This is a genomic window from Catellatospora sichuanensis (genome assembly GCF_007483665.1).
Classification (GTDB): domain Bacteria; phylum Actinomycetota; class Actinomycetes; order Mycobacteriales; family Micromonosporaceae; genus Catellatospora; species Catellatospora sichuanensis.
In genome coordinates this window covers 288328-313825 of record NZ_ML660186.1, presented here as the reverse complement: position 1 = coordinate 313825, position 25498 = coordinate 288328, and the positions used below count along the sequence as shown (strand labels likewise).

Below are 25498 nucleotides of genomic sequence, written 5' to 3'. Positions count from 1 at the left end.
TGACTGCCGTTTTCCGCCGTCAGGGGGTCAACGCTTGACCCGCCCACAACCGCACGCCCTCGAGGCGAACGCGTTCGGCTCCCGGCTCGCCCGCAGCCTTCCGATCACGATTCCGGCGCTGGTCACCCTGCTCGTCGTGCTGGTCGGACACGACCGGCGCGCACTCTGGCGCGACGAGTACGCCACCTGGTGGGCGGCCTCGCTCACCACCGACCAGCTGCAACTCCTGCTGTCCAAGGTAGATGCGGTGTTCGCGCCGTTCTACCTGTTCACCCGCGCGTGGGTCGCCCTCTTCGGGGACAGCCTGACCAGCCTGCGGTTGCCGTCGGCACTGGCCATGGCCGCAGCCGCGGGCCTGCTCGGCGCGCTCGGCAGGCGGCTGTTCTCCCCCGGCACCGGGCTGGTCGCCGGGCTGCTGTTCGCGCTGCTGCCCGCGGTCTCCCGCTACGGCGAGGAGGCCCGGCCGTACGCGTTCGCGCTGGCGTTCTCCGTGGCGGGCGCGCTCCTGCTGCTGCGCGCGCTGGAGCAGCCGGGACAGTGGCGGCGCTGGGTGCCGTACGCCCTGGTGGTGGCGGCCATCGGCTGGTCGCACCTGGTGGCGCTGACGGTGCTGGCGGCGTACGCGGTGGCCGTGGCCGGCGCGGCGGGCCTGCGCTCGGTCGCGCTGCGCAACTGGATGCTCGCCACCGCCGCCGGCGGCCTGCCCGTCGCACCGCTGCTGTGGCTGGGCAAGCGGCAGACCGGTCAGATCGGCTGGATCGGCGACCGCGGCGAGGAGTCGGTCCGGGAGTTCGTCACCAGCATCTTCGGCTCGCTCTGGATCGGGCTCGCGGTGCTGGCACTTGCACTGCTGTCGGTGCGCCTGGCCGAGCCGCGCCGTCGCTTCCTGCTGGCCTGGGCCCTGCTGCCGCCCGCCGCGGTGCTGGCGCTCACTCCGGTGATCAACATGATGCTGTCGCGGTACCTGCTGTTCACCGTGCCCGCCTGGGTGCTGCTCGCCGCCTGCACGCTGCGCCTGCTGGCGGCCCGGGTGGCCGCGCTGACCCCGGCAGCCCGCGCGGCCGCGGTCCGGGCCGCGTCGCCGGTCCCACCCGCGACAGCCGCACGCGCCGCGAACTCGCACAGCGCCAGGTCGATCCTGGGCGGTGCGGGATCGGCCCCGGCCGGTGCGGAGTCGGCCGCGGGCGGGCCGGGCACGGTCCGGCCCCGGCGGGCGCTGGCCGGGGACGGGCCCGCCTGGGCGGTGTCGCTGGGCGCGCTGGCGGCGCTGGCCCTGCTCGGCCTGCCGGGCCAGGTCGAGGCGCGCACGCTGCCCGCCGGCAACCAGGCGGATCTGCGTACCGCTGCGGAGATCATGCGGCCGCGGCTGCTGCCGGGCGACGCCATCGCCTACGGCGGCGAGTCCCATGGCGGCCCGCGGACCTTCCGTCGCGGGATGACCTTCGAACTGCGCGATCTCGACGGGCCGAAGGACGTCTTCGTGTCCCTGCGGGGCCAGGACCGGGGCAGCTTCGAGGCCGTCGAGTGCGCCGACCCGGCCGAGTGCGCCAGGGGCGTCACCCGGATCTGGCTGGTGACCTCGGCGCCCGACCGGGACCTGTTCGCGGACATGCCGGTGGCCCGCGCCGAGCTGCTGCGCGACGAGTTCACCACGGTGTTCGCCCAGCGCACGCAGGGCGTAGCGGTGGCCCTGCTGGTGCGCGAGCAGCCCGCCCCGTCCCAGCCGTAGCGGCGAGCACGCGAAGGGCCCACCCCCGCCGGGTGGGCCCTTCGCGTATCCGGGGACACCCTCGGCAAACCTGGTGGCGCAGGGCCCGGGGTCGCGCCGTACCCTGGAGGTCGTGACGGTACGAGTGCGATTCGCCCCATCCCCGACCGGTATGTTCCACGTCGGCGGCGCCCGCTCGGCGCTGCAGAACGCGGTCTTCGCCAAGCAGCAGGGCGGGGTGTTCGTGCTGCGCATCGAGGACACCGACGCCGCGCGCAACCGCCCCGAGTGGACCGAGGGCATCCTCTCCGCGCTGGAGTGGATCGGCATCGCCCGCGACACCTACGAGGGCCCGCTGTTCCAGTCGTCCTACCACGCGGAGCACACCAAGGCCGCCCAGCAGCTGTTCGACGCGGGCCGCGCCTACTACTGCGACTGCACCCGCGACGACGTGCAGGCCCGCACCGAGAACAAGTACTCCGGCTACGACGGCTTCTGCCGCGACCGGGGCCTGAGCGCGGGCGAGGGCCGGGCGCTGCGCTTCCGCACCCCCGACGAGGGCGTCACCAAGGTCGTCGACCTGATCCGCGGTGAGCCGACCTTCGAGAACAAGCTGCTCGAGGACTTCGTCATCGCGCGCGGCGACGGCTCGCCGGTGTTCCTGCTGGCCAACGTCGTCGACGACATGACCATGGGGATCACCCACGTGATCCGCGCCGAGGAGCACCTGCCCAACACGCCCAAGCAGCAGCTGCTCTGGGAGGCGCTGGGCAAGGTCCCGCCCGTGTGGGCGCACGTGCCGGTCGTGGTGAACGAGAAGCGGCAGAAGCTGTCCAAGCGCCGCGACAAGGTCGCGCTGGAGATGTACCGCGACGAGGGCTACCTGGCCGCGGCCATGCGCAACTACCTGATGCTGCTCGGCTGGGCGCCCAGCGGCGACCGCGAGATCGTGCCCTGGTCGGTGGTCGAGGACGAGTTCCGCTTGGCGGAGGTCAACCCGTCCCCCGCGTTCTTCGACGAGAAGAAGCTGCGCGCGTTCAACGGCGAGTACATCCGGGCGCTGTCGCCGGCGGAGTTCACCGAGGTCTGCACGCCGTGGCTGACCGGGCCGTTCCCGACCGAGGAGGAGCGGGCCGAGCGGGGGTACGGCATCACGCCGCCGCCGTGGCCGGCGGACGCGTACGACCCGGCCGTGTTCGCGCAGGTCGCCGAGCTGGTACAGACCCGCATCGCGGTGCTGTCCGAGGTGCCTTCCTACGTGGACTTCCTGTTCCTCGATGAGCCGCTGCTGGACGAGGCGTCGTGGGCCAAGGCGTCCAAGGACGCGGGCATCCTGCCCGACGTCATCGCGGCGCTGCGCGACCTGGCCTCGTGGGACGCCGAGTCGCTGAAGAACACCCTGGTCACCGTCGGTGAGGCGCACGGGCTGAAGCTGGGCAGGGCGCAGGCCCCGGTCCGCGTCGCGGTCACCGGCCGCTCGGTGGGCCTGCCGCTGTTCGAGTCCCTCGAGGTGCTCGGCCGCGAGCGCACGCTGCGCCGGCTCGAGGCCGCCACGGCCTGACCCGCAGACGACGAAGCCCCCGCCGTGCTCGGCGGGGGCTTCATGTTCGGATCAGGCCTTTTCGCGGCGCTTCTTGACGAGGTTGACGAGTCCGCCGACCAGGATGCCCGCCACAGCGGCCCCGCCGACCCACGGCCACCAGGGGTCGCCGGATTCCGTGTCCGCCACCGGGGCGGTGCTCGCCGCGACCGGAGCCGCCGACGGGCTGACCTGCGCCGACTCCGTGACCGGGGATGGGCTCGGCGCGGCGCTCTCGGCCACCGCCAGGGTGAACCTGTACGAGCCCTTCACCACGTGGCCGTCCTTTGACAACACCTCGTAGGCGACGGTGTAGGCGCCGCCCGCCGTACCGGTGAACGGCGCGGACACCGTCTTGCCGCTGACGGTCACCGGGCCCGCCGCGGCGGCCGCGTCCGGGCCGGTCACCGTGAGCTTCGTCCCATCGCTCTTCAGCGTGGCCAGGAACGTCAACTTCACTGCCGGAGGCGCGGCAGTCAGCTTCGCGTCCTTCTTCGGCGACGCCTCGACCAGGGCATTGTGTGCCCAGGCGGGAGTCGCGCCGAGCAGCAGCGCGCCCAGTCCCACCAGGACGGCGAGCACCGCCGCGCCGCGTCTTGCCGCCCGGTGCTCCCGGGTCCGCTGCCGACTGTCCCCCACGATCGCCTCCGCCTCGTTATGATCCACCGCAATCCGCAGTTGGTCGACGTTACCGGCCTGTTCGGTTCCCGGCGAATCGCGCATGTCACCCACCGAGCCGGACAGTGCTCCGTCCGTGTCCGAAACGTGACTATCAGAGCAGCAACCTGACAGGTTTCTCGCGGGTCTAGAAGAGGTACCACCAGTCACACTGGCACCAGGTGACGCGGCGAAACGGGGCGGGCCATGCAGGGCACCATCGTGAGGGGCACCATCGTGAAGGTCGTGGCAGGACTGTTCGCAGCCGCCCTCCTGCTGCTCGGCGCGCCCGCGTTCGGCGCGCCGACGCCGTCGCCCAAGCCCAGCCCGTCGCCGACGGTGCGCAGCATCACCATCTCCTCGGACACGCTGACCGCGCCCATCGTGCTGCGCTCCGACCAGCACCAGCGCCAGTTCGCGGCGCTGGCGGGCGAGGTGGACTGGCTGGCCGGCGGGACTTCCGCGCTCAAGCCGCCGGCCGCGGACAAGCTCGGCCCGAAGTTCGTCGTGGTGAGCGCGGTCAACGGCGTGGACAAGCAGACCTACGACCTGTATCCGCTGGCCGCGGGCGGTCCCCGGGTGTTCCGGCCGGCCGCGCAGCCCGACAAGCGCAAGGTCACCGCCGCCTGGTTCCTGGGCCGCTTCACCATGGACGCCTCGCTGCGCGGCGCCGGGCTCCTGCTGGGCACGGCCGCGCCGGTCGAGGCGGGCGGCGTGGGCGGCGGCCTGGTGGAGTCGGCGACCGCCGAGCCGGACATCCGCGCCATGGTCGGCGACTGGCAGCGTTTCGTGGGTCTCAACGGCGCGGTCGTCGTGGTCATCGCGCTCGGGGTGTTCGCCATCGCGTACGCGTTCCGGCGCACCATCTGACATCCGCGTGCGCCTCCCGGCGCACCCTCCGACATCGGTGGCCTGCGCCCCGGCTTCCGGCCGGGGCGCAGTTGCCACATACTGGCCCGATGCGACTGCCCCGCAAACCCCTGCGCACCCTCGCCGTGCTGGCCCTGGCGGCCTTCAGCCTCACCGGCTGCATGAAGCTCGACATGAACATGACCGTCAACAGCGATGACACCGTCGACGGCACGATCATCATGGCACTGGACAAGTCGGTGCTGCAGCTGAGCGGCAAGAGCCCGGAGCAGGCCTTCGAGGAGGCCGGCGACAGCCTGACGGAGCTGCCGAAGGGCACACGCACCGAGGTGTACGACGACGGCAAGTACTACGGCAAGAAGATCGTCTACGACGACCTGCCGCTGACCGAGTTCAACACCGGTGAGAAGGGCGCGCCCTCGATCACCCACGCCAACGGCAAGTACCTGTTCACCGCGGACCTCGACACCGGCGCCGACGGCCTCGGCCCGCAGGCCGAGATGGTCAAGCCGTTCCTGAGCAGCCTGCAGATCACCTTCGCGATCACCTTCCCCGGCAAGGTCGTCGAGCACGACGCCAAGGCGGTCGTGGACGGCGACACCGTGCGCTGGAACGTGGCGCTGGGCGGCAAGAACGAGCTGCGCGCCGTGGCCGAGGAGGGCAGCGCCTTCCCCTGGCTGGTCGTCGCCGTGGTCGGCGGCGTGCTCGGCCTCGCCGTGATCGCCGCCATCGTGTTCCTGGCCGTCTGGCTCACCCGCCGCAAGGCGCCCGCCGCCACGGCCGACCCGAACGCCGTGGCCTCGTTCGACCCGGCCACCGTGGCCCAGCCCGTCGGCGGGCACCCGACGACGCAGCCCTACGCCACGCCGCCGCAGGGCGGGGCGGACGGACACCCCCAACCGTGACACCACGCGCCGGCATCGCCGCCCCCGGAGTCGGCTCACCCGCTCCGGGGCCGGCGCACGGCGCGGGCGATCCGGGGGCCGGACGGGGCCTCCGGCTGCCCGCATCCGCGCCCGGTCCGGGGCGTGCCGGGTGAGCCGGGGTTCCGGAGCCCGCAGGCTCCCTAATATGGGGCACATGACCGACGGCGAACCGCTGGCCGCGACGCTGCGGCAGATCGAGCGGTCCGCAGGCGCCCTGGCCACCGCCAGCGTGTCGCGCATGGACGAGTCGCTGCCGTGGTTCCGCGAGCTGCCGGCCGACCAGCGGTCGTGGGTCATGCTGGTGGCCCAGGCCGGTGTCCAGTCGCTGGTGCAGTGGCTGCGCACGGGCGCAGGCACGCGGGGCGGGCCGCAGGCCGTCTCCGACGAGGTGTTCGACGTCGCACCGCGGGCCCTGGCCCGCAGCATCAACCTGCAGCAGACGGTCGCGCTGATCAAGGTCACCATCGACGTGGTCGAGGAGCAGGTGCCGCACCTGGCCGCGCCGGGTGAGGAGCAGCAGCTGCGCGAGGCCGTGCTGCGTTACTCCCGGGAGGTCGCGTTCGCCGCGGCCCGGGTGTACGCCCGCGCGGCCGAATCGCGCGGCGCGTGGGACGCCCGGCTGCAGGCCCTGCTGGTGGACGCGCTGCTGCGCGGTGACTCCGCCGACGTTCTGGCCAGCCGCGCGGCTGCGCTGGGCTGGACCGACGCGCCGCCGGTCGCGGTGGTCGTGGGCCGCTCCCCCGGCGGCGAGGCCGCGATCGTGCTGCACGGCGTGCACCGGGCCGCCCGCCGCGCCGACGTGGAAGTGCTCGGCGGCGTGCACGGCGACCGGCTGGTCGTGGTGATGGGCGGGGCGAGCGACCCGGTGTCGGTGGCCGAGCGGCTGCTGCCCGCGTTCGGCGAGGGCCCGGTGGTGGTCGGCCCGGCGGTGCCGTCGCTGGAGGCGGCGACCGAGTCGGCCCGCGCGGCGATGGCCGGCTACCGCGCCGCGCCCGCATGGCCCGCCGCGCCCCGGCCGGTGGCCGCCGACGACCTCCTGCCCGAGCGGGCGCTGGCGGGCGACGGGGAGGCGCGGCGCATCCTGCGCCACTCGGCGTACGGCGCGCTCGCCCGGACCAGCGGGGAGCTGCTGGAGACGCTGGACGCGTTCCTCACCCACGGTGGCGCGCTGGAAGCGACAGCACGGGCGCTGTTCGTCCACCCGAACACGGTGCGTTACCGACTGCGCCGAGTGGCCGAGGTCACAGGCTTCGGCCCGCTGACTCCGCGTGACGCTTTCACCCTCAAGATCGCATTGGCTTTGGGCCGCCTGGAGCCCGGTACGCAGGTCGAACAGCTCACCAAGCCGACATGAACGGGACATAATTCCAACACGGTCCGCCGATCTTTGTGGGGTACCCACAACTCCGGTAGGAGGATTTAGTCATCCCCGGCAACGGCGTGCGGGTCCGTGATCCCTCAAGGTTGAATACGTGCTCGCCGTACTCTCCCCGGGCCAGGGTGCCCAGAAACCAGGATTCCTCACGCCGTGGCTCGACCTCGACGGCGCCGCCGAACGTCTGCGCTGGTGGTCGAGTCTCGCCGGGGTCGACCTGGTGCACCTCGGCACCGAGGCGGACGCCGAGGAGATCAAGGACACCGCGAAGACCCAGCCGCTGCTCGTCGCCGCCGCGCTGCTCGCCGCCGAACACCTGCCGATGGCGGACGTGTCGGTCGTGGCCGGGCACAGTGTCGGTGAGCTCGGTGCGGCGGCGCTGGCCGGGATGCTGACCCCCGACGCGGCGATCACGCTGGCCGGCGTACGCGGTCGCGAGATGGCCGCCGCATGCGCCCTGGAGCCCACCGGCATGGCCGCCGTGCTCGGCGGTGACGAGGCCGAGCTGCTGGCCGCACTGGAGGCGCACGGCCTCTACGCCGCCAACCGCAACGGCGCGGGCCAGGTCGTCATCGCGGGCGCGCTCGACGCGCTGGACAAGTTCGCGGCCAACCCGCCGGCCCGGACCCGCATCATCAAGCTGCAGGTCGCGGGCGCGTTCCACACCCCGTTCATGGCCCCCGCCGAGGCGGCGCTGGCCGCCGTCGCGAGCGACGTCGACACCGCCGACGCCGAGCGCCCGCAGCTGTCCAACGCCGACGGCACGGCCGTGACCGACGGCCGCGAGATGCTGGGCCGCCTGGTCCGCCAGGTCACCGCGCCGGTGCGCTGGGACCTGTGCATGCGGAGCCTGGCCCAGCTCGGCGTCACCGCCGTGATCGAGCTGCCGCCCGCGGGCACACTCGCCGGGCTGGTCAAGCGCGAGCTGAAGACCGGCACGCCGGAGATCGTCACGTTGAACACGCCCGACGACCTGGCCGCCGCGAAGGACCTCATCTCGCGCCACAGCGCACCGGGGTCGCACGAGTCCACCCCGCAAGCCCGTATCGGAGAGCAATCATGACCGCTAACGGCAGCAAGATCCTCGCATTCGGGCACTACCAGCCGTCGCGCGTCGTGACCAACGACGATCTGGCGCAGATGGTCGACACCAACGACGAGTGGATCCAGTCCCGCGTCGGCATCAAGGAGCGGCGCATCGCCGACACCGAGACCGTCGCCGACATGGCCGGGTTCGCCGCGGAGAAGGCGCTGGCCGCGTCCGGCCTGACCGCCGCCGACATCGACCTGGTGATCGTGGCGACCTGCTCCTCGATCGACCGCAGCCCGAACGTGGCCTGCCGGGTCGCCGACAAGCTCGGCGTCGCCGGGGCGGCCGCGTTCGACCTGAACACCGCGTGCTCCGGCTTCTCGTACGCGCTGGCCAACGCCGACCATGCGATCCGCGCGGGCGCGGCGAAGCACGCCCTCGTGATCGGCGCGGAGAAGCTGTCGCAGATCACCGACTGGTCCGACCGGAGCACCTGCGTGATCTTCGCGGACGGCGCGGGCGCCGCGGTCGTCTCCGCGACCGCCGAGGGCGAGGAGCCCGGTGTCGGCCCCGTGGTCTGGGGCAGCGAGCCCAGCGACGCGATCGCGATCGAGGGCTGGCAGCCGTACATCGTGCAGGAGGGCCAGAAGGTCTTCCGCTGGGCCACCGGCACCGCGCCCCAGGTCGCGCTCGCAGCCTGTGAGAAGGCCGGAGTGGCTCCCGGCGACCTGGGCGGCTTCGTGCCCCACCAGGCCAACCTGCGCATCATCGAGCCGCTGGCCCGCAAGATCGGCGTGGACCCGTCGGTGCTGTCCCGCGACATCGTGGAATCCGGCAACACGTCGGCGGCGAGCATCCCGCTGGCGCTGTCCAAGATGATCGAACGCGGCGAGGTGAAGTCCGGCTCGCCGGTGCTCCTCGTCGGCTTCGGCGGTGGCCTGACCTACGCCGGTCAGGTAGTCCGCTGCCCCTGAGCCCCACCCCTGGCTTTTCTCACCATAAGTTCCACCAACCGAAGGGAAACCAAGTTCCATGGCTACGCGCGAAGAGGTCGTCACCGGCCTGGCCGAGATCCTCGAAGAGGTCGCCGGCGTGAACCCCGACGACGTCTCCGAGGAGAAGTCGTTCACCGAGGACCTCGACGTCGACTCGCTCTCCATGGTCGAGGTCGTCGTGGCCGCCGAGGAGAAGTTCGGCGCGAAGATCCCGGACGACGAGGTCCAGAACCTGAAGACCGTCGGCGACGCTGTCTCCTTCATCGTCGCCAACTCCTGAAGTTGCGAGATTGACGTGACCAAGCCTGACGTTGTCGTCACCGGCATCGGCGCCACCACCCCGCTCGGCGGGGACGTGGCGTCGACCTGGGACGCGATGCTGGCGGGCCGCTCCGGGGTCAGCAAGCTGACCCAGGAGTGGGCCGATCAGCTGACAGTGAAGATCGCCGCCCAGCTGGCGGTGGAGCCGAGCGAGGTCATCGACCGCGTCCGGCTGCGCAAGCTGGACCGCTCCGAGGCCGTGGCGCTCATCGCCGCCGCCGAGGCGTGGGCCGACGCCGGGCTGGCCGACGCCGGCCTCGACCGCGAGCGGCTCGGCGTGGTTGTCGGCTCCGGCATCGGCGGCGCACAGACCCTGCTGGCCCAGGACGACATCCTGGAGGCGTCCGGCGCCCGGCGGGTCAGCCCGCACACGGTGCCGATGCTGATGCCGAACGGTCCGGCCGCCTTCGTCGGCCTGGAGTACGGCGCGCAGGCCGGCGTACACGCGCCGACCAGCGCGTGCGCCACCGGAGCGGAGGCGGTCGCCTGGGGTCTGGACATGATCCGGTCCGGCCGCGCCGACGTGGTCATCGCCGGTGGCACCGAGGCCGTCATCCACCCCCTGCCGATCGCCGGGTTCGCCTCGATGCGCGCCATGTCGACGCGCAACGACGACCCGGAGAAGGCCTCCCGTCCGTGGGACAAGGGCCGTGACGGCTTCGTCCTGGGCGAGGGCGCGGGCATCCTGATCCTCGAGCGGGCCGACCATGCCGCGGCACGCGGCGCGCGGATCTACGCGCGTCTCGCCGGCGCGGGCATGACCTCCGACGGATACGACATCGTGCAGCCGCACCCCGAGGGCACGGGCGCCGCCCGGGCCATCGCGATGGCACTGCGCGACGCCGACGTGGCCAAGGCCGACGTCGTGCACGTCAACGCCCACGCCACGTCGACCCCGGTCGGCGACATGGCGGAGATCGCGGCGCTGCGGGCGGCGCTGGGTGACCACCCGGTGCTGACCGCGACCAAGTCGATGACCGGGCACCTGCTCGGCGCGGCGGGCGCGCTGGAGTCGATCGCGACGATCCTGGCGATCCGCGACAGTGTCGTGCCGCCGACGATCAACCTCGACGACCCCGACGACGCCCTGACCATGGATGTGGCGGCGCACAAGGCCCGCCCCCTCCAGATCGCAGCCGCGCTGAACAACTCGTTCGGCTTCGGTGGGCACAACGTCGCCCTCCTGTTCACGCGGCCGTGAGCCGGGTGGCCGAAGCGTTCGGTCCCCGGCCGTAGCCAGGCGACGCTCAGGTGCCGTGAGGCGCCTGGGCGTCGTTTCGTATACCCGCCCTGCCCCTAGGAGACCCGAATGACGACGATCTCGGCAGCGGTCGGCGGGGACGTCGACCTTCGCGATCCGCTGGTGCGGTTGCGGGCCCTGTTCGACCAGGGCACCGTGCGGACCTTGAACGGCGCGGACGGCTCGGGCGTGCTCGCCGCCCGCGGTGAGATCGACGGCATGCCCGCCGTCGCGTTCGCCACCGACGCCACCCGGATGGGCGGTGCGATGGGTGTCGAGGGCTGCCGGCACATCGTGGACACCATCGACACCGCGGTACGCGAACGTATCCCGGTCGTCGGCCTGTGGCACTCCGGCGGCGCGCGGCTGGCCGAGGGCGTGGTCGCGCTGGACGGCGTGGGCCAGGTCTTCGCGGCGATGGTGCGGGCCTCCGGCCGGGTGCCGCAGATCTCCGTGGTGCTCGGCCCCGCGGCCGGCGGCGCGGCGTACGGGCCCGCGTTGACCGACATCGTGATCATGAGCAACGCCGGCCGCATCTTCGTGACCGGCCCCGAGGTCGTCCGCTCCGTCACCGGCGAGGAGGTCGACATGGAGAGCCTAGGCGGTCCGGACGCGCACGGCCGCCGCTCCGGCGTCGTGCACCTCACCTGCAAGGACGACGACGCCGCGCTCGGCGAGGCGCGCCGGCTGGCCAGGCTGCTCGGCAGGCAGGGCCGCCTGTCCCCGGCCGACGCCGCCGACGACCGGGACCTCGGCGCCTGGCTGCCCGAGCAGGCCAACCGGGCGTACGACGTCAGGCCCGTCGTCAAGGCCCTGCTCGACGAGCCCGGCGTGGAACTGCACGGCAAGTGGGCCCCGAACGTGGTGACCACGCTGGGCCGCTTCGCCGGGCGCACCGTCGGCGTCGTCGCCAACAACCCGCTGCGCCTGGGCGGCTGCCTCGACTCGGCTGCGGCGGAGAAGGCCGCCCGCTTCGTGCGCATGTGCGACTCGCTGGGCGTGCCGCTGATCGTGCTGGTGGACGTGCCCGGCTACCTGCCCGGCCTCGGCCAGGAGTGGGACGGCGTGGTACGCCGCGGTGCGAAGCTGCTGCACGCCTTCGCCGAAGCGGTGGTGCCCCGGGTGACCCTGGTGACCCGCAAGGCGTACGGCGGCGCGTACATCGCGATGAACTCCCGCGCGCTCGGTGCGAGCGCCGTGTTCGCCTGGCCGAACGCCGAGGTCGCCGTCATGGGCGCCGGCGCGGCCGTGAACATCCTGCACCGCAAGAAGCTCGCCGCGGCCCCCGCCGAGCAGCGGGAGGCCCTGCGCACCCGGCTGATCGACGAGCAGACCCACACCGCCGGCGGTGTGAACCGTGCCCTGGAGATCGGCGTCGTCGACGACGTCATCAAACCCGCCGAGTCCCGCAAACGCATCGCCGAAGCCCTCGCCGCCGCCCCCGCCGCCCGCGGCGCCCACAGCAACATCCCGCTCTGACGAAGGAAGGGCACCTTCTTATCGCTATGCGTAGAGGAAGGTGCCCTTCTTAACGCCTCACGTCCGTGAGCTGCGTATTCGTCGGCTAAGCGCCGTTGGGTTGTGCGGATGGCGTCGGCGGCGGCTCAGATCAGTCCTTCGGTCCACACCCGAGACATGACCTCGTCGACGGTCTCGGCCGCCGTCTGGTCCGACGTGTCCAGCCAGAGCCCGATCCGGGGCGTATGCGCCCGCAGGTACGCGTCCAGCTCCGCCACGCCCTCGTCGCCGGGCTTGTACGCCACCTTGCCGCGCCGCGCCCGCCGCTCGTCGTCGCGGGCCTGCACGACCTCGGTCCGCGGCGCGAGCACCACCGCGTAGAGCGGCCGGTGCCTGATCGCCGCCAGCATCGTGGTCAGGTCCTCGCCGAGCACGATGTCCTGCAGCACGACGTCGAACCCGGCCTCGGCATACCCGTCGGCGACCGTCGCCGCCAGCGCATACCGCAACGCCAGCTGCCGCAGCGCCTCGGCGGGCGGGTCCGCCGGGCCCATCTCCACCCGGCCGTTGACCACCATCCGCCGGAACAGGTCGCCGCGCAGATGCACCGACCGCGCCAGCCGCTCGGCGACCCCCTGCGCCACCGTCGACTTGCCCGCGGCCTGGATACCCGTCACCACGATCACCGCCATTGCGTCCAGCCTCCCCGCTGCCGTCCCAAATTCAGACGCGACGGTACTAGGCTGGGCGAGTGGCACATCAGCACACGGATCCGGCCTGCGCCGCGGCCCACGGCGACCTGCCGGCGCAGCGCGGCGCCCGCACCCTGGTCGCGGTGTTCGCCTCCCCGGTCGCCGAGCACCTGCTGCACTTCGGACACGACCTGGGCTACCGCACCGTGCTGGTCGAACCCGACCTGAGCCGGATCGAGGCCGCTTCGCAGCCGGGCCACCTGCACCTGGCCAGCACCGTCGACCCGTCGTTCGCCGACGGCGACGCCGATGTGGTGGTCACCGACCACGACCGGCCGGAACTCGGTGCGATCCTGGACGCGGCGCTGCAGACCCGGGCCCGCTGGATCGGCGTGATGGGCAGCCCCCGGCACACCGCCCCGCACGTCGCGGCGCTGCGCGAACGCGGGGTGGACGAGCCCGCGGTGGCCCGGGTGCACCGGCCGATCGGGCTGAACATCGGCTCGCGTACGCCCGCGGAGATCGCCGTGGCGACGCTGGCCGGACTCATCGCCGACCGCAACGACCGCCCCGGCGGCTTCGCCTTCTGACCTGCGGAAACGCTCGCGAGACGTTAAGAAGGGCACCTTCCTCTACGCATAGCGATAAGAAGGTGCCCTTCCTTCGAACTATTTTTCGCGGGGCTGTCCGGAACGCGGTCCGCCGTTCGTCACTGTGGTGAACCTCGAACAAGGAGAGCAAGCGATGAAGTATCTGATGTTCGTCTGCACCGACACCGAGCCGGACACCGATCCCGCGCCCGAGACCGACATCGACGTGTGGGTCGACAAGCACGACGCCAGCGGGCAGCGCCTGCAGGGCATCGGGCTCGGCCCGAAGTCGGCGGCGACGACCGTGCGTGTGCGCAACGGCCGGACCCTGGTCTCCGACGGCCCGTTCGCCGAGACCAAGGAGCTGATCGTGGGCTTCGACGTGCTCGAGTGCGCCGACCTCGACGAAGCGATCGAGGTCGCCCGCGAGCACCCGATGGCGCGGGGCGGCCGCATCGAGATCCGGCCGCTGGCCGACTGGTCGCAGTGACCGACGCGCGGGCCGCGGCGGCGCAGGCCGCCGCGGCCGCCGCCACCGAGGCGTATCAGCGCATCGTGGCGGCCCTGATCCGGATCACGGGCGACTGGACGCTCGCCGAGGACTGCGCGCAGGAGGCGCTGGCGCTGGCGCTGGACCGCTGGCCGGCCGACGGTGTGCCGGACAACCCGGGCGGCTGGCTGATGACGGTGGCCCGCAACCGCGCCCTGGACGTGCTCCGGCGCGGCACCGTCGAACGCCGCAAGCTGCGCGAACTCGCCGTGCTGGCGCTGACCGCGGCCACCGCCGAACCGGAGCCGGAGGAGATCGTGGACGACCGGCTGCGGCTGATCTTCACCTGCTGCCACCCGGCGCTGCCGCTGGAGGCCCGGGTGGCGCTGACGCTGCGCACCATCTGCGCCGTGGCGACCCCGGACATCGCGCGGGCGTTCCTGGTCAGCGAGTCCACCATGACCCGGCGGCTGACCCGGGCCAAGACCAAGATCACCGAAGCCCGCATCCCGTATCGGGTGCCGACCGGCCCGGCGCTCACCGAGCGCCTGCCCGGCGTGCTGGCCGTGCTGTACCTGCTGTTCACCCACGGTTACAACGCCGACGGGGAGCCCGCGTTCGCCGACGAGGCGATCCGGCTGGCCCGGCTGCTCGCGCGGCTCATGCCCGACCAGGCCGAGGCCCGCGCCCTGCTCGCGTTGTTCCTGCTGCAGCACTCGCGGCGGCACGCACGCCGCGACGCCGCGGGTGACCTGGTCCCGCTCGACCGGCAGGACCGGTCCCGCTGGGATCACGCCGCGATCGGCGAAGCCGTCGACATCCTGTCCGAGCTGCGGGAGTCCGCGCCGCCGGGGTCCGGCCCCTACGCGCTGCAGGCGCGGATCGCGGCCTGCCACGCCACCGCCGCGTCCGTCGCGGACACCGACTGGACCCGGATCGCGGGCTGCTACGACCGGCTCGCCGAACTGCAGCCGAGCCCGGTGATCGAACTCAACCGCGCGGTGGCGCACGGCTACGCGTACGGACCGGTCGCCGGGCTCGACCTGCTGACCCGGGCCCGCGCGGGCGGGGCGCTCGACGACTACCCGCTGGCCATCGCCGCGGAGGCCGACCTCACCGCGCGGGCGGGCGACCGGGTACGCGCCGCGGCGCTGTTCCGCGCGGCCGCCGCGCGCACCCACAGCGACTCCGAGCGGCGCGCCCTGCTCGACCGCGCCGACGAGATCTAGGAGACAGCCCATGGACCTGCACACCACCCTCAGCCGGCAGCGCGGGCACGTGCTCGACTGCGTCGCCGGGCTGTCCGAGGCCGACCTGCACCGCCCGGTGCTGCCGTCCGGCTGGTCCTGCCTCGGCCTGATCAACCACCTGGCGCACGACGTCGAGCTGTTCTGGTTCCGCGCAGTGCTGGGCGGGCAGCAGGAGGCGATCGACGAACTGGCGGTCACCGCCGACGCGTGGCAGGTCGCTCCGGAGACGCCCAGTGACCTGGTGCTCGAGGGCTACCGGCGGCAGATCGCCCACGCCGACGCCGTCATCGCGGCCACCGACCCGGACGCGGGCTTGGCCTGGTGGCCCGAAGGCCACTTCGGCGACTGGCGGCTGACCAGCCGGCACCAGGTGCTGCTGCACGTCATCACCGAGACGGCCCGCCACGCCGGGCACCTCGACGCGACCCGCGAGCTCATCGACGGCCGACAGTGGCTGGTGCAGGCCTGACAGCGCAGACGTGGCCGGTGGCTGCCGGTCCGGGTGCCGCGGCCGGAGACGGCGGTGCAGACGCGGCCCGGCGGCAGCCGGTCAGGTGCGCAGCCGTGAGACGGCGAAGCGCCCGCTGCGGCCACGGGGGCACGCAGCGGGCGCTTCGGGTGCTCAGGCGCAGGTGGTCCGGGGCAGGCCGGTGACCTCGACCGGCGAGCGGCCGGTCGGCTTGGCCTTGCCGGTCAGCACCGCGGCCAGGCCGTCCATCGACAGGTCACTGGACGAATACGTCGCCAGCAGGACCTTCGACGTCGACTTGGCCAGCAGCGTGGGTACGTCCATGTGGACGGTGACCGCCGCGGCCGTGCTCAGGTCGTCGGCGGCGTCGCCGTACCCGACGAGGTGCACCACGCTGCCACCGGTCTCGACCACCGTGGCTCCGTTCTTCTTGAGCGCCTCGGTCAGGCGGTTGCGGGCCTTGTCGCGCCCCGGCGAGGTGGTCACCCGCACCGGCCCGGTCACCAGCGGCTTACCGCAGGCGCCGCGCAGCACGGTGACCGCGGCCGCGGCGAGCGGGGCGACGTCCTGCTGGTGGGTGCCCACGGTGGACAGCGCGGGGGCCGCGGCCTGGCCGAAGCCGAGCTTGAGGGACAGGATCCGGCCGGCGGCCTCGACGAGCCGCGCCCGCGGCAGGGTGCCCGCCTTCACCGCGTCGACGATGCCCTGGTGGGCCTGGCCCACGTTCGGCGGCATGAGGATCAGGTCGTTGCCGGCCAGCAGCGCCTTCACGGCCGCCTCGCCCGGCGGCACCTTCATCGCCGGTGCCATGTTCATGCCGTCGGTCACCACGACGCCCTGGAAGCCCAGCTCCTTGCGGAGCAGGTCGGTCAGCACCTTCTTGGAGAAGGTCGCCGCCACACCCGGGTCGATCGCCTGCACGTCGAGGTGCCCCGACATGATGAGCGGCGCTCCGGCCTTGATGCCGGCCTTGAACGTGGCCAGGTCGTCGGTGTCGAGCAGCTGCCGGGACTGCTTCACGACCGGCAGCTCGGTGTGGCTGTCCGCGGCGGTGTGGCCGTGCCCGGGGAAGTGCTTGAGCGTCGCCGCCACACCGCCCGCGCGCATCCCCTTGACCGCTGCGACGACCTGCTCACCGGCCGCCCGCGGGTCCGACCCGTACGACCGCGAGCCGATCACGGGGCTGCCCGCCGCGCCGAGCACGTCGGCGACCGGTGCGAAGTTGACGTTGACGCCCACCGCGGACAGCTCCAGGCCCGCCGCCCGCCAGGCGACCTCGGTCAGGCCCGGGTCGGCGGCCGCCCCGAACGCCATCGCGCTGGGCAGCGCCGTCATTCCCGTGGTGAGCCGGGTGACCACCCCGAACTCCTGGTCCATGCCGATCAGCAGCGGCACGTCGGCGGGCAGCCGGGCCGCGGCGCTCTGCAGCCCGCTGGTCAGCGCGCGCACCTGCTCCGGGGACTGCACGTTGTTCACCGGCTGGTTGGCCGCGGTCGGGTCGTTGCCACCGAACCCGATCAGGATCATGCCGCCGAGCCGGTACTTCTCGATCATCTGCGCGGGGGTGTCCACCCCGGCCAGCGCCTTGTTGCCCGCCGCAGTGCCGGCGGAGACGTCGGTGGCCGAGCGTCCGTAGGCGAACGGCATCAGCACCTGTCCGGCGAGGTCCGCGTCGGACATCTTCTTGATGATCCCCGCGACCTTGGCGGAGACGTCGGCCGGATCCTGCATCGGCAGTGTTCCCCCGTTGTCGGGCGCCGTGCCGCACGCGCTGGCCACGACAGCCACTGTGCACAGGCCGGACACGACGGCGCCGAGCCCGCGGAACCACTTCTGCGTTGACGAGGTCACGCGGGTATCCCACCAGCCGTACGGGACGGGGTCAACCGTTACACGCCTCGGCCTCCTCCTTACGGCCGATCGGGCACCCGGCGCGCGGGCTAACCCGCCCTGGTCAGCAGCGTCACCGGCGCACCCTCGGCGGCGTAGCGATACGGCTCGAGTTCGGCGTCCCAGGGCGTGCCCATCGCCATGTCGAGGGCATGCGCCAGCGCCTCCGGGCTGCGGCTGCCTGTGATGAGCGCGCGCAGCCGGTCCTCGCCGAGCTGGATGTCCCCGGCCGCGCCCATCGCGGCCCGGAACAGGCCGCGGCCCGGCACGTGCATGAAGCGCTCGCCGTCGACACCGGCGCTGGGCTCCTCGGTGATCTCGAACCGCAGCATCGGCCACTGGCGCAGCTCAGCCGCGATCTCCGCGGCGGTGCCGGGCCGCCCGGACCAGCCGCACTCGGCGCGACGGGCACTGGGCTCGAGCGGCTGCACGGTCCAGTGCAGGTTGACGGCGCCATTTTTCAGGGCGCGCGAAATTGCCCACTCGACGTGAGGACACACGGCAAGCGGGCTCGAGTGGACGTGTACGACGCCACGCGTGGGCACGGTGACCTCCCGAGACGGACAGGCTCGTCTTCCCCTACGGCCTGGCGACGCGGACGATCTCACCCATGATGACGGCTGGGGCGGATGTGGCGCCAGAGAATCGCGAAACTCGCCGGATGAATTGTCCGACCGGCCCGCGGCGACGTGTCCGTCACACCGGAAGGCGACGCCGATCAGGGTCTGCTCAGGGGTCGTGTAGAGTTCTTAAGTCAACCAGACTTTCAAGGAGTACGTCGTGGCGAGCAACACCTCCAAGACCGCACGCGCGTCTGTCCGGGCCGGTGAGGCCAAGGGTGGCGCGCTCAGCGTGCTCGGTGAGTTCAAGTACATCATTCCGCTGAACAACGGCAAGCACGCCTACGTGCGGAACCTCACCAACGGCAAGACCGTGCACCTGAGCACCTCTTCGGACGCCTTCGTCGAGGAGATCCGCGTGCTCGCGGGCGCCGGACACGCCACCAAGATCCGTGCCGAGCTGGTCGCTCTCAACAGCACCCACCCCGGTCACGGGTGGGACGCCACCGAGAAGCGCCTGGCCGAGGCCGGCATCTTCGAGGGCTGAGCCCTTCTGTCTCACACTGAGGCCCCGTCCGCTCCGCGGCCGGGGCCTCAGTCATGCCCACCCGGGCCTTCTGCGACAACTCTCAAAGACTTGCGGCCTCAGACACTGTCTGAGGCCGCAAGTCTTTGAGAATCGTGTCGCCGGTGGGGCCGCGCCGGCCGGCGCGCGGGCGCGGGGGGCGGCGGGCGGGGCCGGGGTCAGAGGAGGTCGACTACGCCGGTGTCGAGGTCGTAGACGGCGCCGACGATCTGGAGGCGGCTGGCCGCGGTGGCGGTGGCGAGGCGTTCGGCTAGGCGGAGCTGCTCGACGGTGCGCTCGACGTGGCGGCGCAGCGCCTTCGCGTTCACCTTCGGGTCGTGCAGGCCGACCTCGGTAACGGCCGGTGCGATCTGGTCCACCAGGTAACCCATGAACCCGTCGGGCCGGCTGCCGGTACGCAGCGCGTCGACGGTGGCGGCGACGGCGCCGCAGCGCTCGTGTCCGAGCACCATCACCAGCGAGGCGTGCAGCTCGGCGACGGCGAACTCGACCGAGCCCACCACCGAACGGTCCAGCACATGGGCGCCGGAACGGACCACGCACATGTCGCCGAAGTTCTGGTCGAACACGGCCTCCAGCGGCACCCGCGAGTCGATGCAGCCCAGCACAACGGCGTACGGCTCCTGGCCGCTGGACTGGGCGGCGGCCTCGCCGATGTGGTGACCGTATCGGGGGCGCCCGGCCGCGAAGCGGCGGTTGCCCGTCATCAGGTCGGCCAGCGCCTCTGCGGGCCCCCGACGGTTGCCGGTCATCGTCACACCAGAATCCGACGGCGCGGTCCTCGACTGCGTCATGAGTCAAGGGTCGCTGGTGATGGCCCGTCACGGGAAGGTTACTCGGAAGTAGTGCGACCCTTCTCACGACCGGAACGTGCGGACCCGCCAGAACCGGCCGGTCGGCCCGGCCTCGCGGACCCGCGCCACTGCGGCGTGCGGCCGTGATCCGACACCCCCGGTGTCCCCTTAGGGGCTTCAGCCGGGTGCGCCGGGGTTCCTGGTCGGGTATCTTTCGAGCGTCCCGGTGAGGTCACTGCGGGCGATGGTGCTCGGAAAGGGGTGGCCGGTGGAGTTCGTCGGAGCATGGCTGGAGACGCTCCCCGCGGTCGCCATCTACCTCATCGTCGGCCTGGTCATCGGGACCGAGAGCATGGGCATCCCGCTGCCCGGCGAGATCGTGCTGGTCAGCGCCTCGCTGCTGGCCGCCACCACGGATCACATCTCACCGTGGGGCGTGGCGATCGGCGCCGCGATCGGCGCGATCGTCGGCGACTCCATCGGTTATGCGATCGGCAAGCGCGGCGGCCGCCCGCTGCTGGACCGCCTGGGCCGCCGGTTCCCGAAGCACCTGGGCCCGGAGCAGATCGTGCGGGCCGAGGCGATGTTCGGGCGCTGGGGCACCTGGGCGGTCTTCTTCGGCCGCTTCATCGCCCTGCTGCGCATCCTGGCCGGGCCGATGGCCGGCGCGCTGAAGGTGCCGTACCGCAAGTTCCTGCTGGCCAACGCCGGTGGCGGCCTGGTCTGGGCGTTCGGCACCACCTTCGCGATCTACGCGCTGGGCGCCGTGGCGGAGGCCTGGCTGAAGCGGTTCTCCTGGGCGGCCTTGGCCCTGGCCCTGGTCTTCGGCCTCGGCACGACCTGGTGGTTCAAGCACCGGGCGAAGAAGTCCCTGGTCGCCGCCGCAGCGGACGAGACCGTCGCCCACCTCGGCACGGATGAGATCGACCACGCCACGGACATCTCCCCGGCGGCCGCACAGCGGCCCAGCGAGGAGCGGGTGGGCTGATAGTCAGCCTATCCGGTGGGGCTCCGCGTCACATCGGCCCGGTGATCGATCTTCCGGTCGGGGGCAGCCCGTACCCTATCGGGGCACCATCGCCGCCATACCCGGCCCGGGAGACGCATGTCTGACAACACCCTGCACGACGAGATCGCCATCGAACAGCAGCACGTGGACCGCGTCTACGTGCGGCTGGCCCGACTGCGCGCCGACGCCGCGAAGGCGGAGGCCGACGGCTATCAACTCGCACGGGTCGGCACGTACGGGTCGCTGGTCGAGCGCGACGCGATGGTCTTCCACGCCGCCCGGCGGCGGCACGCCTTCGACACCGAGCACGAGGGCCTGGTCTTCGGCCGCCTGGACATGCACCCCAGCCGCATCGAGCCGGACGAGGCCGCGGCAGACCCGGAGGCGGCGGGCTGGGACGAGCGCCCCCGCTACATCGGCCGCCTGGGCGTGCGTACCGAGAGAGCGGAGCCGCTGCTCATCGACTGGCGCGCGCCCGCCGCGGCGGCCTTCTACCGGGCCACCGCCGCGCAGCCGCTCGGCGTGATCCGCCGCCGGATGATCTCGTCGTTCGGCGAGAAGGTCACCGGTCTGGAGGACGACCTGCTCGACCCCTCGGCCGCGCCCGAGGGCATGCGCGTGGTCGGCGACGGCGCGCTGCTGGCGGCGCTGAGCCGGGCCAAGGGCACCGGCATGCGCGACATCGTGGCGACCATCCAGCACGAGCAGGACCTGGCGATCCGCTCGCCCGCGTCCGGTGTGACCATGGTCGAGGGCGGCCCCGGCACCGGCAAGACGGCGGTGGCCCTGCACCGCGCGGCCTACCTGCTGTATTCCGACCGGTCCCGGTTCGCCGGCGGCGGCGTGCTCATCGTCGGCCCCTCCCCCGTGTTCGTCGAGTACATCGAGACCGTGCTGCCCTCGCTGGGCGAGGACACCGCGACGCTGAAGTCGCTCGGGCAGCTCGTGCCCGGGTTCAGCGCGAGCCGGGAGGAGACGGCCGCGGTCCGCGCGGTGAAGGGCTCGACGCGCATGCGGCGGGTGCTGCGCCGCGCCGCCGAGGACGCCCCGCCCGGCAGCCCCGACGGCCTGCGTTTCCGCTACCGCGGGGAGTGGCTGGAGCTGACCTGGCGGCAGGGCGAGGAGATCCGGCGGCGGATCGGGCGCGGCAACCGGCGCAACGAGATCCGCGCCAAGGCGTTCGGCGCGGTGCTGGACCAGCTCTGGGAGCAGATGAAGGCCAAGCAGCCGAGGCTGGAGCAGGCCCGGTTCGACGAGGAGCTGACCGAGCACGAGGGTTTCCGCGAGTTCCTCAAGACCTGGTGGCCGCTGGTGCGCCCGGTGCAGGTGCTGGGCTGGCTGGCCGAGCCGCAGCGGCTGCGCCGATACGCCGAGGGCACGCTGTCGAACGAGGAGCAGCGCACCCTGGTGCGGGCGCTGGCGCCGCTGCGCGAGCAGGGTCCCAGCATCGACGACGTGCCGTTGCTCGACGAGCTGCAGGAACTGCTCGGCGACAAGCCGAAGCCGCGGGTACGCCGACGCGAGGCGTACACGGTGGGCGGGGTGCGCGAGGTGGCGACCTCGTACGAGCGCTCGCGCGCCGCATCGGCCGCCGCGCCGCGGGAGAACGACTACCGCGACTACGCCCACGTGGTGGTGGACGAGGCGCAGGACGTCACGCCCATGCAGTGGCGCATGATCGGTCGGCGCGGGCACGCGGCCAGCTGGACCGTGGTCGGCGACCCGGCGCAGTCGGCGTGGATCGGCAGCGCGGGCGAGGTGGCCCGGGCCCGGGACGAGGCGCTGGGCGGCCGCAAGCGGTACCCGCACCAGCTCACCACGAACTACCGCAACTCGACGGAGATCTTCGAGGTGGCCGCCGAGGTGATCCGGAAGGTGTCGCCGGACCTGCCGCTGCCGACGGCCGTACGCACCACCGGCGTCGACCCCGTGCACCGGATCGTGGACCGGGCCGAGCTGGACGGCGGCGTCCGCGACGCGGTCGCGGCACTGCTCGGCGAGGTCGAGGGCACCGTCGGCGTCATCACTCCCGACGCCCGCATCCGCGACCGGATCACCGCCCGCCTGTCCGAGTGGGACACCGAACGCCTGCGCGTCGTCACCGCCCTCGCCGCGAAGGGCATGGAGTACGACGCCGTGGTCCTCGTCGAACCCGGCCTCATCGACGCGGGCACCGACGCCGGCCGCCGCACCCTCTACGTGGCCCTCTCCCGCGCCACCCAGCGCCTCACCACCCTCGCCACCCGCCCCTGGCGTTGAGAACGAAGGAAGGGCACCTTCACATCGCTATGCGTTGTAGAAGGTGCCCTTCTTAACCTTTGACGACCTGCGCCGCTGGTCAGGCCGCACGTAGCGGCCACAGCGTGCATCGGCGCAGCTCAAGACGGGTGAGGCGTTAAGAAGGGCACCTTCTATAACGCGGAGCGTTAAGAAGGTGCCCTTCCTTTGTCCCTAGCGCCAGGTGTCGGGGTAGGTGGCGGTGCAGGGGACGGTGGGGGTGGTGCGGGCGCGGTTGGGGTCGCTTTCCCAGGTGACGGTGCCGGCGGCGTCCTTCTTGAGGTACTTGTACGCGAAGGTCGTGCCGGTGGGCAGGTTGACCGTGGCGGTCCAGACCGGGTAGGCCGCGCTGGACAGGGCCACCGCGCTCGCGGCGTTCCAGTTGCCGAGGGCGGGGATGGAACCGACGACGTAGACGTTCTGGCCCCAGGTGGTGGTCGCGTTCACCGAGAACGCCGCCGCGATGGAGGCGCAGGTCGAGCCGGTGGGCGACGGGCTCGGCGAGGCCGACGGGGACGATGTCGGGGAGGCACTGGGCGACGGGGTCGAGCCGCCGGGCACGTTCCAGGTCTCCGGGTAGGTGACCGCGCAGACGCCGGTCGGCACGGTACGGCTGCGGTTGGCGATGCTCTCCCAGGTGACGGTGCCGGAACCGTCCTTCTTGATGTACTTGTAGGCGAACGACGTGCCCGCGGGCAGGCTGATGGTGACCCGCCAGACCGGGTAGGCCGCGCTGGACATGGCGACCGCGTTCGCGGTGTTCCAGGAGCCGAGCTGGGCGATGCTGCCGGCGACGAAGACGTGCTGGCCGCTGGTCGTGGTGGCGGTGGACTCCAGCGTGACCGCCACACTGGTGCAGGCGGTGCCGGACGGGGTCGGCGACGGGGTGCCCGAGGCCGTCGGTGAGGGCGGGTTGCCCACCAGCGCCCCGGTGTAGATCGCCAGCGCGCTGTTGGCCGCCACGGTGACGGCGGCCTGGCCGGAGCCGTTCACGGTGACGGTGCTGCCCGCGCAGGCCCCGGCGGTGAAATCGCCGGTGGCCACGTTGCAGTACACGCCTGCGGGCAGCCCGGTGCTGAAGGTGGTGCTCCAGGCTGCGCCGTCGCGGTTGAACGCGGCGAAGCCGACGTTGCCGCGCCCGAACGCGATCCGGGACGCCGACGGCGAGGTCCAGTTGGCGACGCCGGTGCCGTTGACCGCGTTGTGGAAGCCGACCAGGTTCGCGACCACGGACTTGCGGTGCTCGCACTCCCAACCCGAACCGCAGCTCACCTGGCTGGTGACGCCGTTGCTCGCGGGCGGGCCGGCGTCGTTGTTGCTGAACGTGAAGCTGCTCATCAGCTGCGGCGTGCCGTACGGGTACGCCAGGCTGAACGCCGCCGCCAGCGCGTGGGTCTGCCCGTTCTTGTAGGTGAGCCGGGCGCGGCCGTTGCGCTGCGTGTCGTGGTTGTCGACGAAGTTGACCGCGTCTCCGCTCGCCAGCGCCATCTGGGACGCGAGGTTGTTCAGGTTGGACAGGTTCGCGTCACGGAACGCGTTGCCGACGACGTCGCCGTAGCGGAACTCGGTCACGTCACCGATCCCGGCGTACTCCCCGGGCGGGAACGCGCTGTCCTCGATCACCTCGTGGAAGACGTACGGCGTGCCGCTGACGCCGCCCAGGATCGCCTGCAGGTCGGCGACGGGCATGTGCTTGGCCGCGTCGACGCGGAACCCGTCCACGCCGAGCGAGACCAGGTCGTTGAGGTACGCGGTGATCTTCCCGCGCACATAGGAGGACTCGGTGGCCAGGTCGGACAGGTCGACCAGCTCGCAGTTCTGCACCTCCCACCGGTCGCCCCAGGCCACGATGTCGTCGTTGCCGTTGCGGCCGCAGTGGTGGAAGTCCTGATTCTGATAGATCCCCGGGTAGTTGTACTGCGAGTAGGTCGAACCTGCGGAGCCGGTGCCGGTGGACGCGCCCCCGGCCATGTGGTTGATCACGGCGTCCACGTAGATCTTCACGCCCGCGTTGTGGCAGGCGGAGACCATGTTCGCGAAGGCGGCACGGTTGCCGCGACGGCTGACGAACTGGTAGCTGACCGGCTGGTAGTCCTGCCACCAGGGGTAGCCCTGGCTGCCGAGTACGACGTGCTCCTGCGGCGGGGACACCTGCACGGCGCCGAAGCCCTTCGGGCCCAGCACGGTGGTGCACTCGTTCGCGATCGAGGCCCACGGCCACTGGAACAGGTGCACGATGACGTCGCGGTTGCCCGGATTGGCGTCTGCCTTCGCCGGGACGAGGTCGGGGGTGCCGGGGCGCAGGAGCACGACCACGGAGAGCGCGGCGGCCAGCAGCACCGAGGCGAGGGCTGCGGCTAGGGGGCGGTTGCGGGTGAACACGAGTCTCCTCCTGGGTCAGGGAGGGGCGGGGGGATGGAAACTCTTGCGCAAGTTTCAAGGATGTTAGCCCCGCGTTGACACGGCGTGAAGAGCGTCGATGCGCCGGATTTACCGTACAAATCAGAGCTGGTGGGGGTTCCATTTGCACCGACGGCTACCACCAGGCGACCCCTGGACCACATCGGTGCACGCCGAGCCGGGCTACCGCGCGCACCGTCGTGAAAAATCTTTCAAAGATTCTTCCAGCCGGCCGTCGTCGGGCTCCCGACAGCACCCACGCAGCGCGCGTGAGCGGGCACACAGTGTCATCTACCGGACCGCATATTCGTTTTCATGATTGCGTCACCCCT

At 72.2% G+C, this 25498-nt stretch carries 23 protein-coding genes; 17 read left to right on the top strand and 6 right to left on the bottom strand.

The features are described from left to right. The first annotated feature begins 34 nt into the window (after positions 1–34). Positions 35–1729, top strand: coding sequence for a glycosyltransferase family 39 protein (locus FLL47_RS07125; RefSeq protein ID WP_144119622.1), 1695 nt, complete (start codon positions 35–37; stop codon positions 1727–1729). Between the two features lie 112 nt (positions 1730–1841). Next, entirely contained in the window at positions 1842–3269 is a 1428-nt protein-coding gene (gltX, locus tag FLL47_RS07120) for a glutamate--tRNA ligase (RefSeq protein ID WP_144119621.1), read from the top strand. A gap of 51 nt (positions 3270–3320) precedes the next feature. Here the strand turns inward: gltX and FLL47_RS07115 are convergent, their stop codons facing one another. Next, positions 3321–3926 carry a copper resistance CopC family protein gene (locus FLL47_RS07115; protein ID WP_246157624.1) on the bottom strand — a complete coding sequence of 202 codons (606 nt, stop codon included), beginning with the start codon at positions 3924–3926 and terminating at the stop codon, positions 3321–3323. A gap of 264 nt (positions 3927–4190) precedes the next feature. On the opposite strand from FLL47_RS07115, the gene FLL47_RS07110 reads away from it, so the two are divergent. The 8 genes from FLL47_RS07110 to FLL47_RS07075 all read left to right on the top strand — a co-directional run bounded on the left by FLL47_RS07110 (position 4191) and on the right by FLL47_RS07075 (position 12180). Continuing rightward, positions 4191–4814 carry a hypothetical protein gene (locus tag FLL47_RS07110; RefSeq protein ID WP_144119619.1) on the top strand — a complete coding sequence of 208 codons (624 nt, stop codon included), beginning with the start codon at positions 4191–4193 and terminating at the stop codon, positions 4812–4814. 89 nt (positions 4815–4903) lie between these two features. Further along, positions 4904–5719, top strand: a complete 816-nt coding sequence (locus tag FLL47_RS07105; RefSeq protein WP_144119618.1) for an LppM family (lipo)protein — start codon at positions 4904–4906, stop codon at positions 5717–5719. A 175-nt stretch (positions 5720–5894) separates the two neighbouring features. Beyond that, positions 5895–7094 (top strand): PucR family transcriptional regulator, encoded by a 1200-nt coding sequence (locus FLL47_RS07100; protein WP_144119617.1) that lies wholly within the window; start codon positions 5895–5897, stop codon positions 7092–7094. A gap of 118 nt (positions 7095–7212) precedes the next feature. Further along, complete coding sequence (locus FLL47_RS07095; protein ID WP_144119616.1) at positions 7213–8178, top strand: ACP S-malonyltransferase; 966 nt, start codon at positions 7213–7215, stop codon at positions 8176–8178. Next, positions 8175–9119, top strand: coding sequence for a beta-ketoacyl-ACP synthase III (locus tag FLL47_RS07090; protein WP_144119615.1), 945 nt, complete (start codon positions 8175–8177; stop codon positions 9117–9119). The genes FLL47_RS07095 and FLL47_RS07090 overlap by 4 nt, the downstream gene beginning before the upstream one ends. 58 nt (positions 9120–9177) lie before the next feature. Further along, positions 9178–9420, top strand: a complete 243-nt coding sequence (locus tag FLL47_RS07085) for an acyl carrier protein (protein WP_120316303.1) — start codon at positions 9178–9180, stop codon at positions 9418–9420. Positions 9421–9435: 15 nt separating this feature from the next. Next, positions 9436–10662 carry a beta-ketoacyl-ACP synthase II gene (fabF, locus tag FLL47_RS07080; RefSeq protein WP_144119614.1) on the top strand — a complete coding sequence of 409 codons (1227 nt, stop codon included), beginning with the start codon at positions 9436–9438 and terminating at the stop codon, positions 10660–10662. A 108-nt stretch (positions 10663–10770) separates the two neighbouring features. Continuing rightward, a complete protein-coding gene (locus FLL47_RS07075) occupies positions 10771–12180 on the top strand; it encodes an acyl-CoA carboxylase subunit beta (protein WP_144119613.1) in 1410 nt (469 codons plus the stop codon). 125 nt (positions 12181–12305) lie between these two features. Here the strand turns inward: FLL47_RS07075 and FLL47_RS07070 are convergent, their stop codons facing one another. After that, positions 12306–12851 carry an AAA family ATPase gene (locus FLL47_RS07070; RefSeq protein ID WP_144119612.1) on the bottom strand — a complete coding sequence of 182 codons (546 nt, stop codon included), beginning with the start codon at positions 12849–12851 and terminating at the stop codon, positions 12306–12308. Between the two features lie 59 nt (positions 12852–12910). Between FLL47_RS07070 and FLL47_RS07065 the strand changes: the two genes are divergently transcribed. The 4 genes from FLL47_RS07065 to FLL47_RS07050 all read left to right on the top strand — a co-directional run bounded on the left by FLL47_RS07065 (position 12911) and on the right by FLL47_RS07050 (position 15650). Further along, entirely contained in the window at positions 12911–13441 is a 531-nt protein-coding gene (locus FLL47_RS07065) for an XdhC family protein (protein WP_144119611.1), read from the top strand. A gap of 154 nt (positions 13442–13595) precedes the next feature. Then, positions 13596–13931, top strand: a complete 336-nt coding sequence (locus FLL47_RS07060) for a YciI family protein (protein WP_144119610.1) — start codon at positions 13596–13598, stop codon at positions 13929–13931. Then, the gene (locus FLL47_RS07055) at positions 13928–15160 is read left to right on the top strand and encodes an RNA polymerase sigma factor (protein ID WP_144119609.1); all 1233 of its coding nucleotides are present in this window, start codon (positions 13928–13930) and stop codon (positions 15158–15160) included. The genes FLL47_RS07060 and FLL47_RS07055 overlap by 4 nt, the downstream gene beginning before the upstream one ends. A gap of 10 nt (positions 15161–15170) precedes the next feature. Beyond that, on the top strand, positions 15171–15650 hold the full coding sequence (locus tag FLL47_RS07050; RefSeq protein ID WP_144119608.1) for a DinB family protein: 480 nt from the start codon (positions 15171–15173) through the stop codon (positions 15648–15650). A 153-nt stretch (positions 15651–15803) separates the two neighbouring features. Here the strand turns inward: FLL47_RS07050 and FLL47_RS07045 are convergent, their stop codons facing one another. Together FLL47_RS07045 and FLL47_RS07040 are read right to left on the bottom strand one after the other, a co-directional pair. Next, entirely contained in the window at positions 15804–17501 is a 1698-nt protein-coding gene (locus FLL47_RS07045; protein ID WP_246157622.1) for a glycoside hydrolase family 3 protein, read from the bottom strand. An 89-nt stretch (positions 17502–17590) separates the two neighbouring features. After that, positions 17591–18085 (bottom strand): DUF3145 domain-containing protein, encoded by a 495-nt coding sequence (locus tag FLL47_RS07040; RefSeq protein WP_144119607.1) that lies wholly within the window; start codon positions 18083–18085, stop codon positions 17591–17593. Positions 18086–18320: 235 nt separating this feature from the next. Here FLL47_RS07040 and FLL47_RS07035 point away from each other — a divergent pair, with 235 nt between their 5' ends. Beyond that, the gene (locus FLL47_RS07035) at positions 18321–18647 is read left to right on the top strand and encodes a hypothetical protein (RefSeq protein WP_144119606.1); all 327 of its coding nucleotides are present in this window, start codon (positions 18321–18323) and stop codon (positions 18645–18647) included. Between the two features lie 197 nt (positions 18648–18844). Here FLL47_RS07035 and FLL47_RS07030 read toward each other — a convergent pair whose 3' ends face one another. After that, positions 18845–19480, bottom strand: coding sequence for a carbonic anhydrase (locus tag FLL47_RS07030; protein WP_342780310.1), 636 nt, complete (start codon positions 19478–19480; stop codon positions 18845–18847). A gap of 268 nt (positions 19481–19748) precedes the next feature. Between FLL47_RS07030 and FLL47_RS07025 the strand changes: the two genes are divergently transcribed. Further along, positions 19749–20468 carry a DedA family protein gene (locus tag FLL47_RS07025; protein WP_246157620.1) on the top strand — a complete coding sequence of 240 codons (720 nt, stop codon included), beginning with the start codon at positions 19749–19751 and terminating at the stop codon, positions 20466–20468. Between the two features lie 117 nt (positions 20469–20585). Further along, complete coding sequence (locus FLL47_RS07020; RefSeq protein ID WP_144119604.1) at positions 20586–22748, top strand: HelD family protein; 2163 nt, start codon at positions 20586–20588, stop codon at positions 22746–22748. A 192-nt stretch (positions 22749–22940) separates the two neighbouring features. On the opposite strand, the gene FLL47_RS07015 is transcribed toward FLL47_RS07020, so the two are convergent. Then, entirely contained in the window at positions 22941–25148 is a 2208-nt protein-coding gene (locus FLL47_RS07015) for a carbohydrate-binding module family 20 domain-containing protein (RefSeq protein ID WP_222105988.1), read from the bottom strand. Positions 25149–25498: the final 350 nt, after the last annotated feature.

Coding starts and splice junctions, on each gene's coding strand:
- FLL47_RS07105 (WP_144119618.1), top strand. CDS start 4,904: ATGCGACTGCCCCGCAAACCCCTGCGCACCCTCGCCGTGCTGGCCCTG.
- FLL47_RS07100 (WP_144119617.1), top strand. CDS start 5,895: ATGACCGACGGCGAACCGCTGGCCGCGACGCTGCGGCAGATCGAGCGG.
- FLL47_RS07090 (WP_144119615.1), top strand. CDS start 8,175: ATGACCGCTAACGGCAGCAAGATCCTCGCATTCGGGCACTACCAGCCG.
- FLL47_RS07085 (WP_120316303.1), top strand. CDS start 9,178: ATGGCTACGCGCGAAGAGGTCGTCACCGGCCTGGCCGAGATCCTCGAA.
- FLL47_RS07075 (WP_144119613.1), top strand. CDS start 10,771: ATGACGACGATCTCGGCAGCGGTCGGCGGGGACGTCGACCTTCGCGAT.
- FLL47_RS07070 (WP_144119612.1), bottom strand. CDS start 12,851: ATGGCGGTGATCGTGGTGACGGGTATCCAGGCCGCGGGCAAGTCGACG.
- FLL47_RS07060 (WP_144119610.1), top strand. CDS start 13,596: ATGAAGTATCTGATGTTCGTCTGCACCGACACCGAGCCGGACACCGAT.
- FLL47_RS07050 (WP_144119608.1), top strand. CDS start 15,171: ATGGACCTGCACACCACCCTCAGCCGGCAGCGCGGGCACGTGCTCGAC.
- FLL47_RS07030 (WP_342780310.1), bottom strand. CDS start 19,480: ATGACGCAGTCGAGGACCGCGCCGTCGGATTCTGGTGTGACGATGACC.
- FLL47_RS07020 (WP_144119604.1), top strand. CDS start 20,586: ATGTCTGACAACACCCTGCACGACGAGATCGCCATCGAACAGCAGCAC.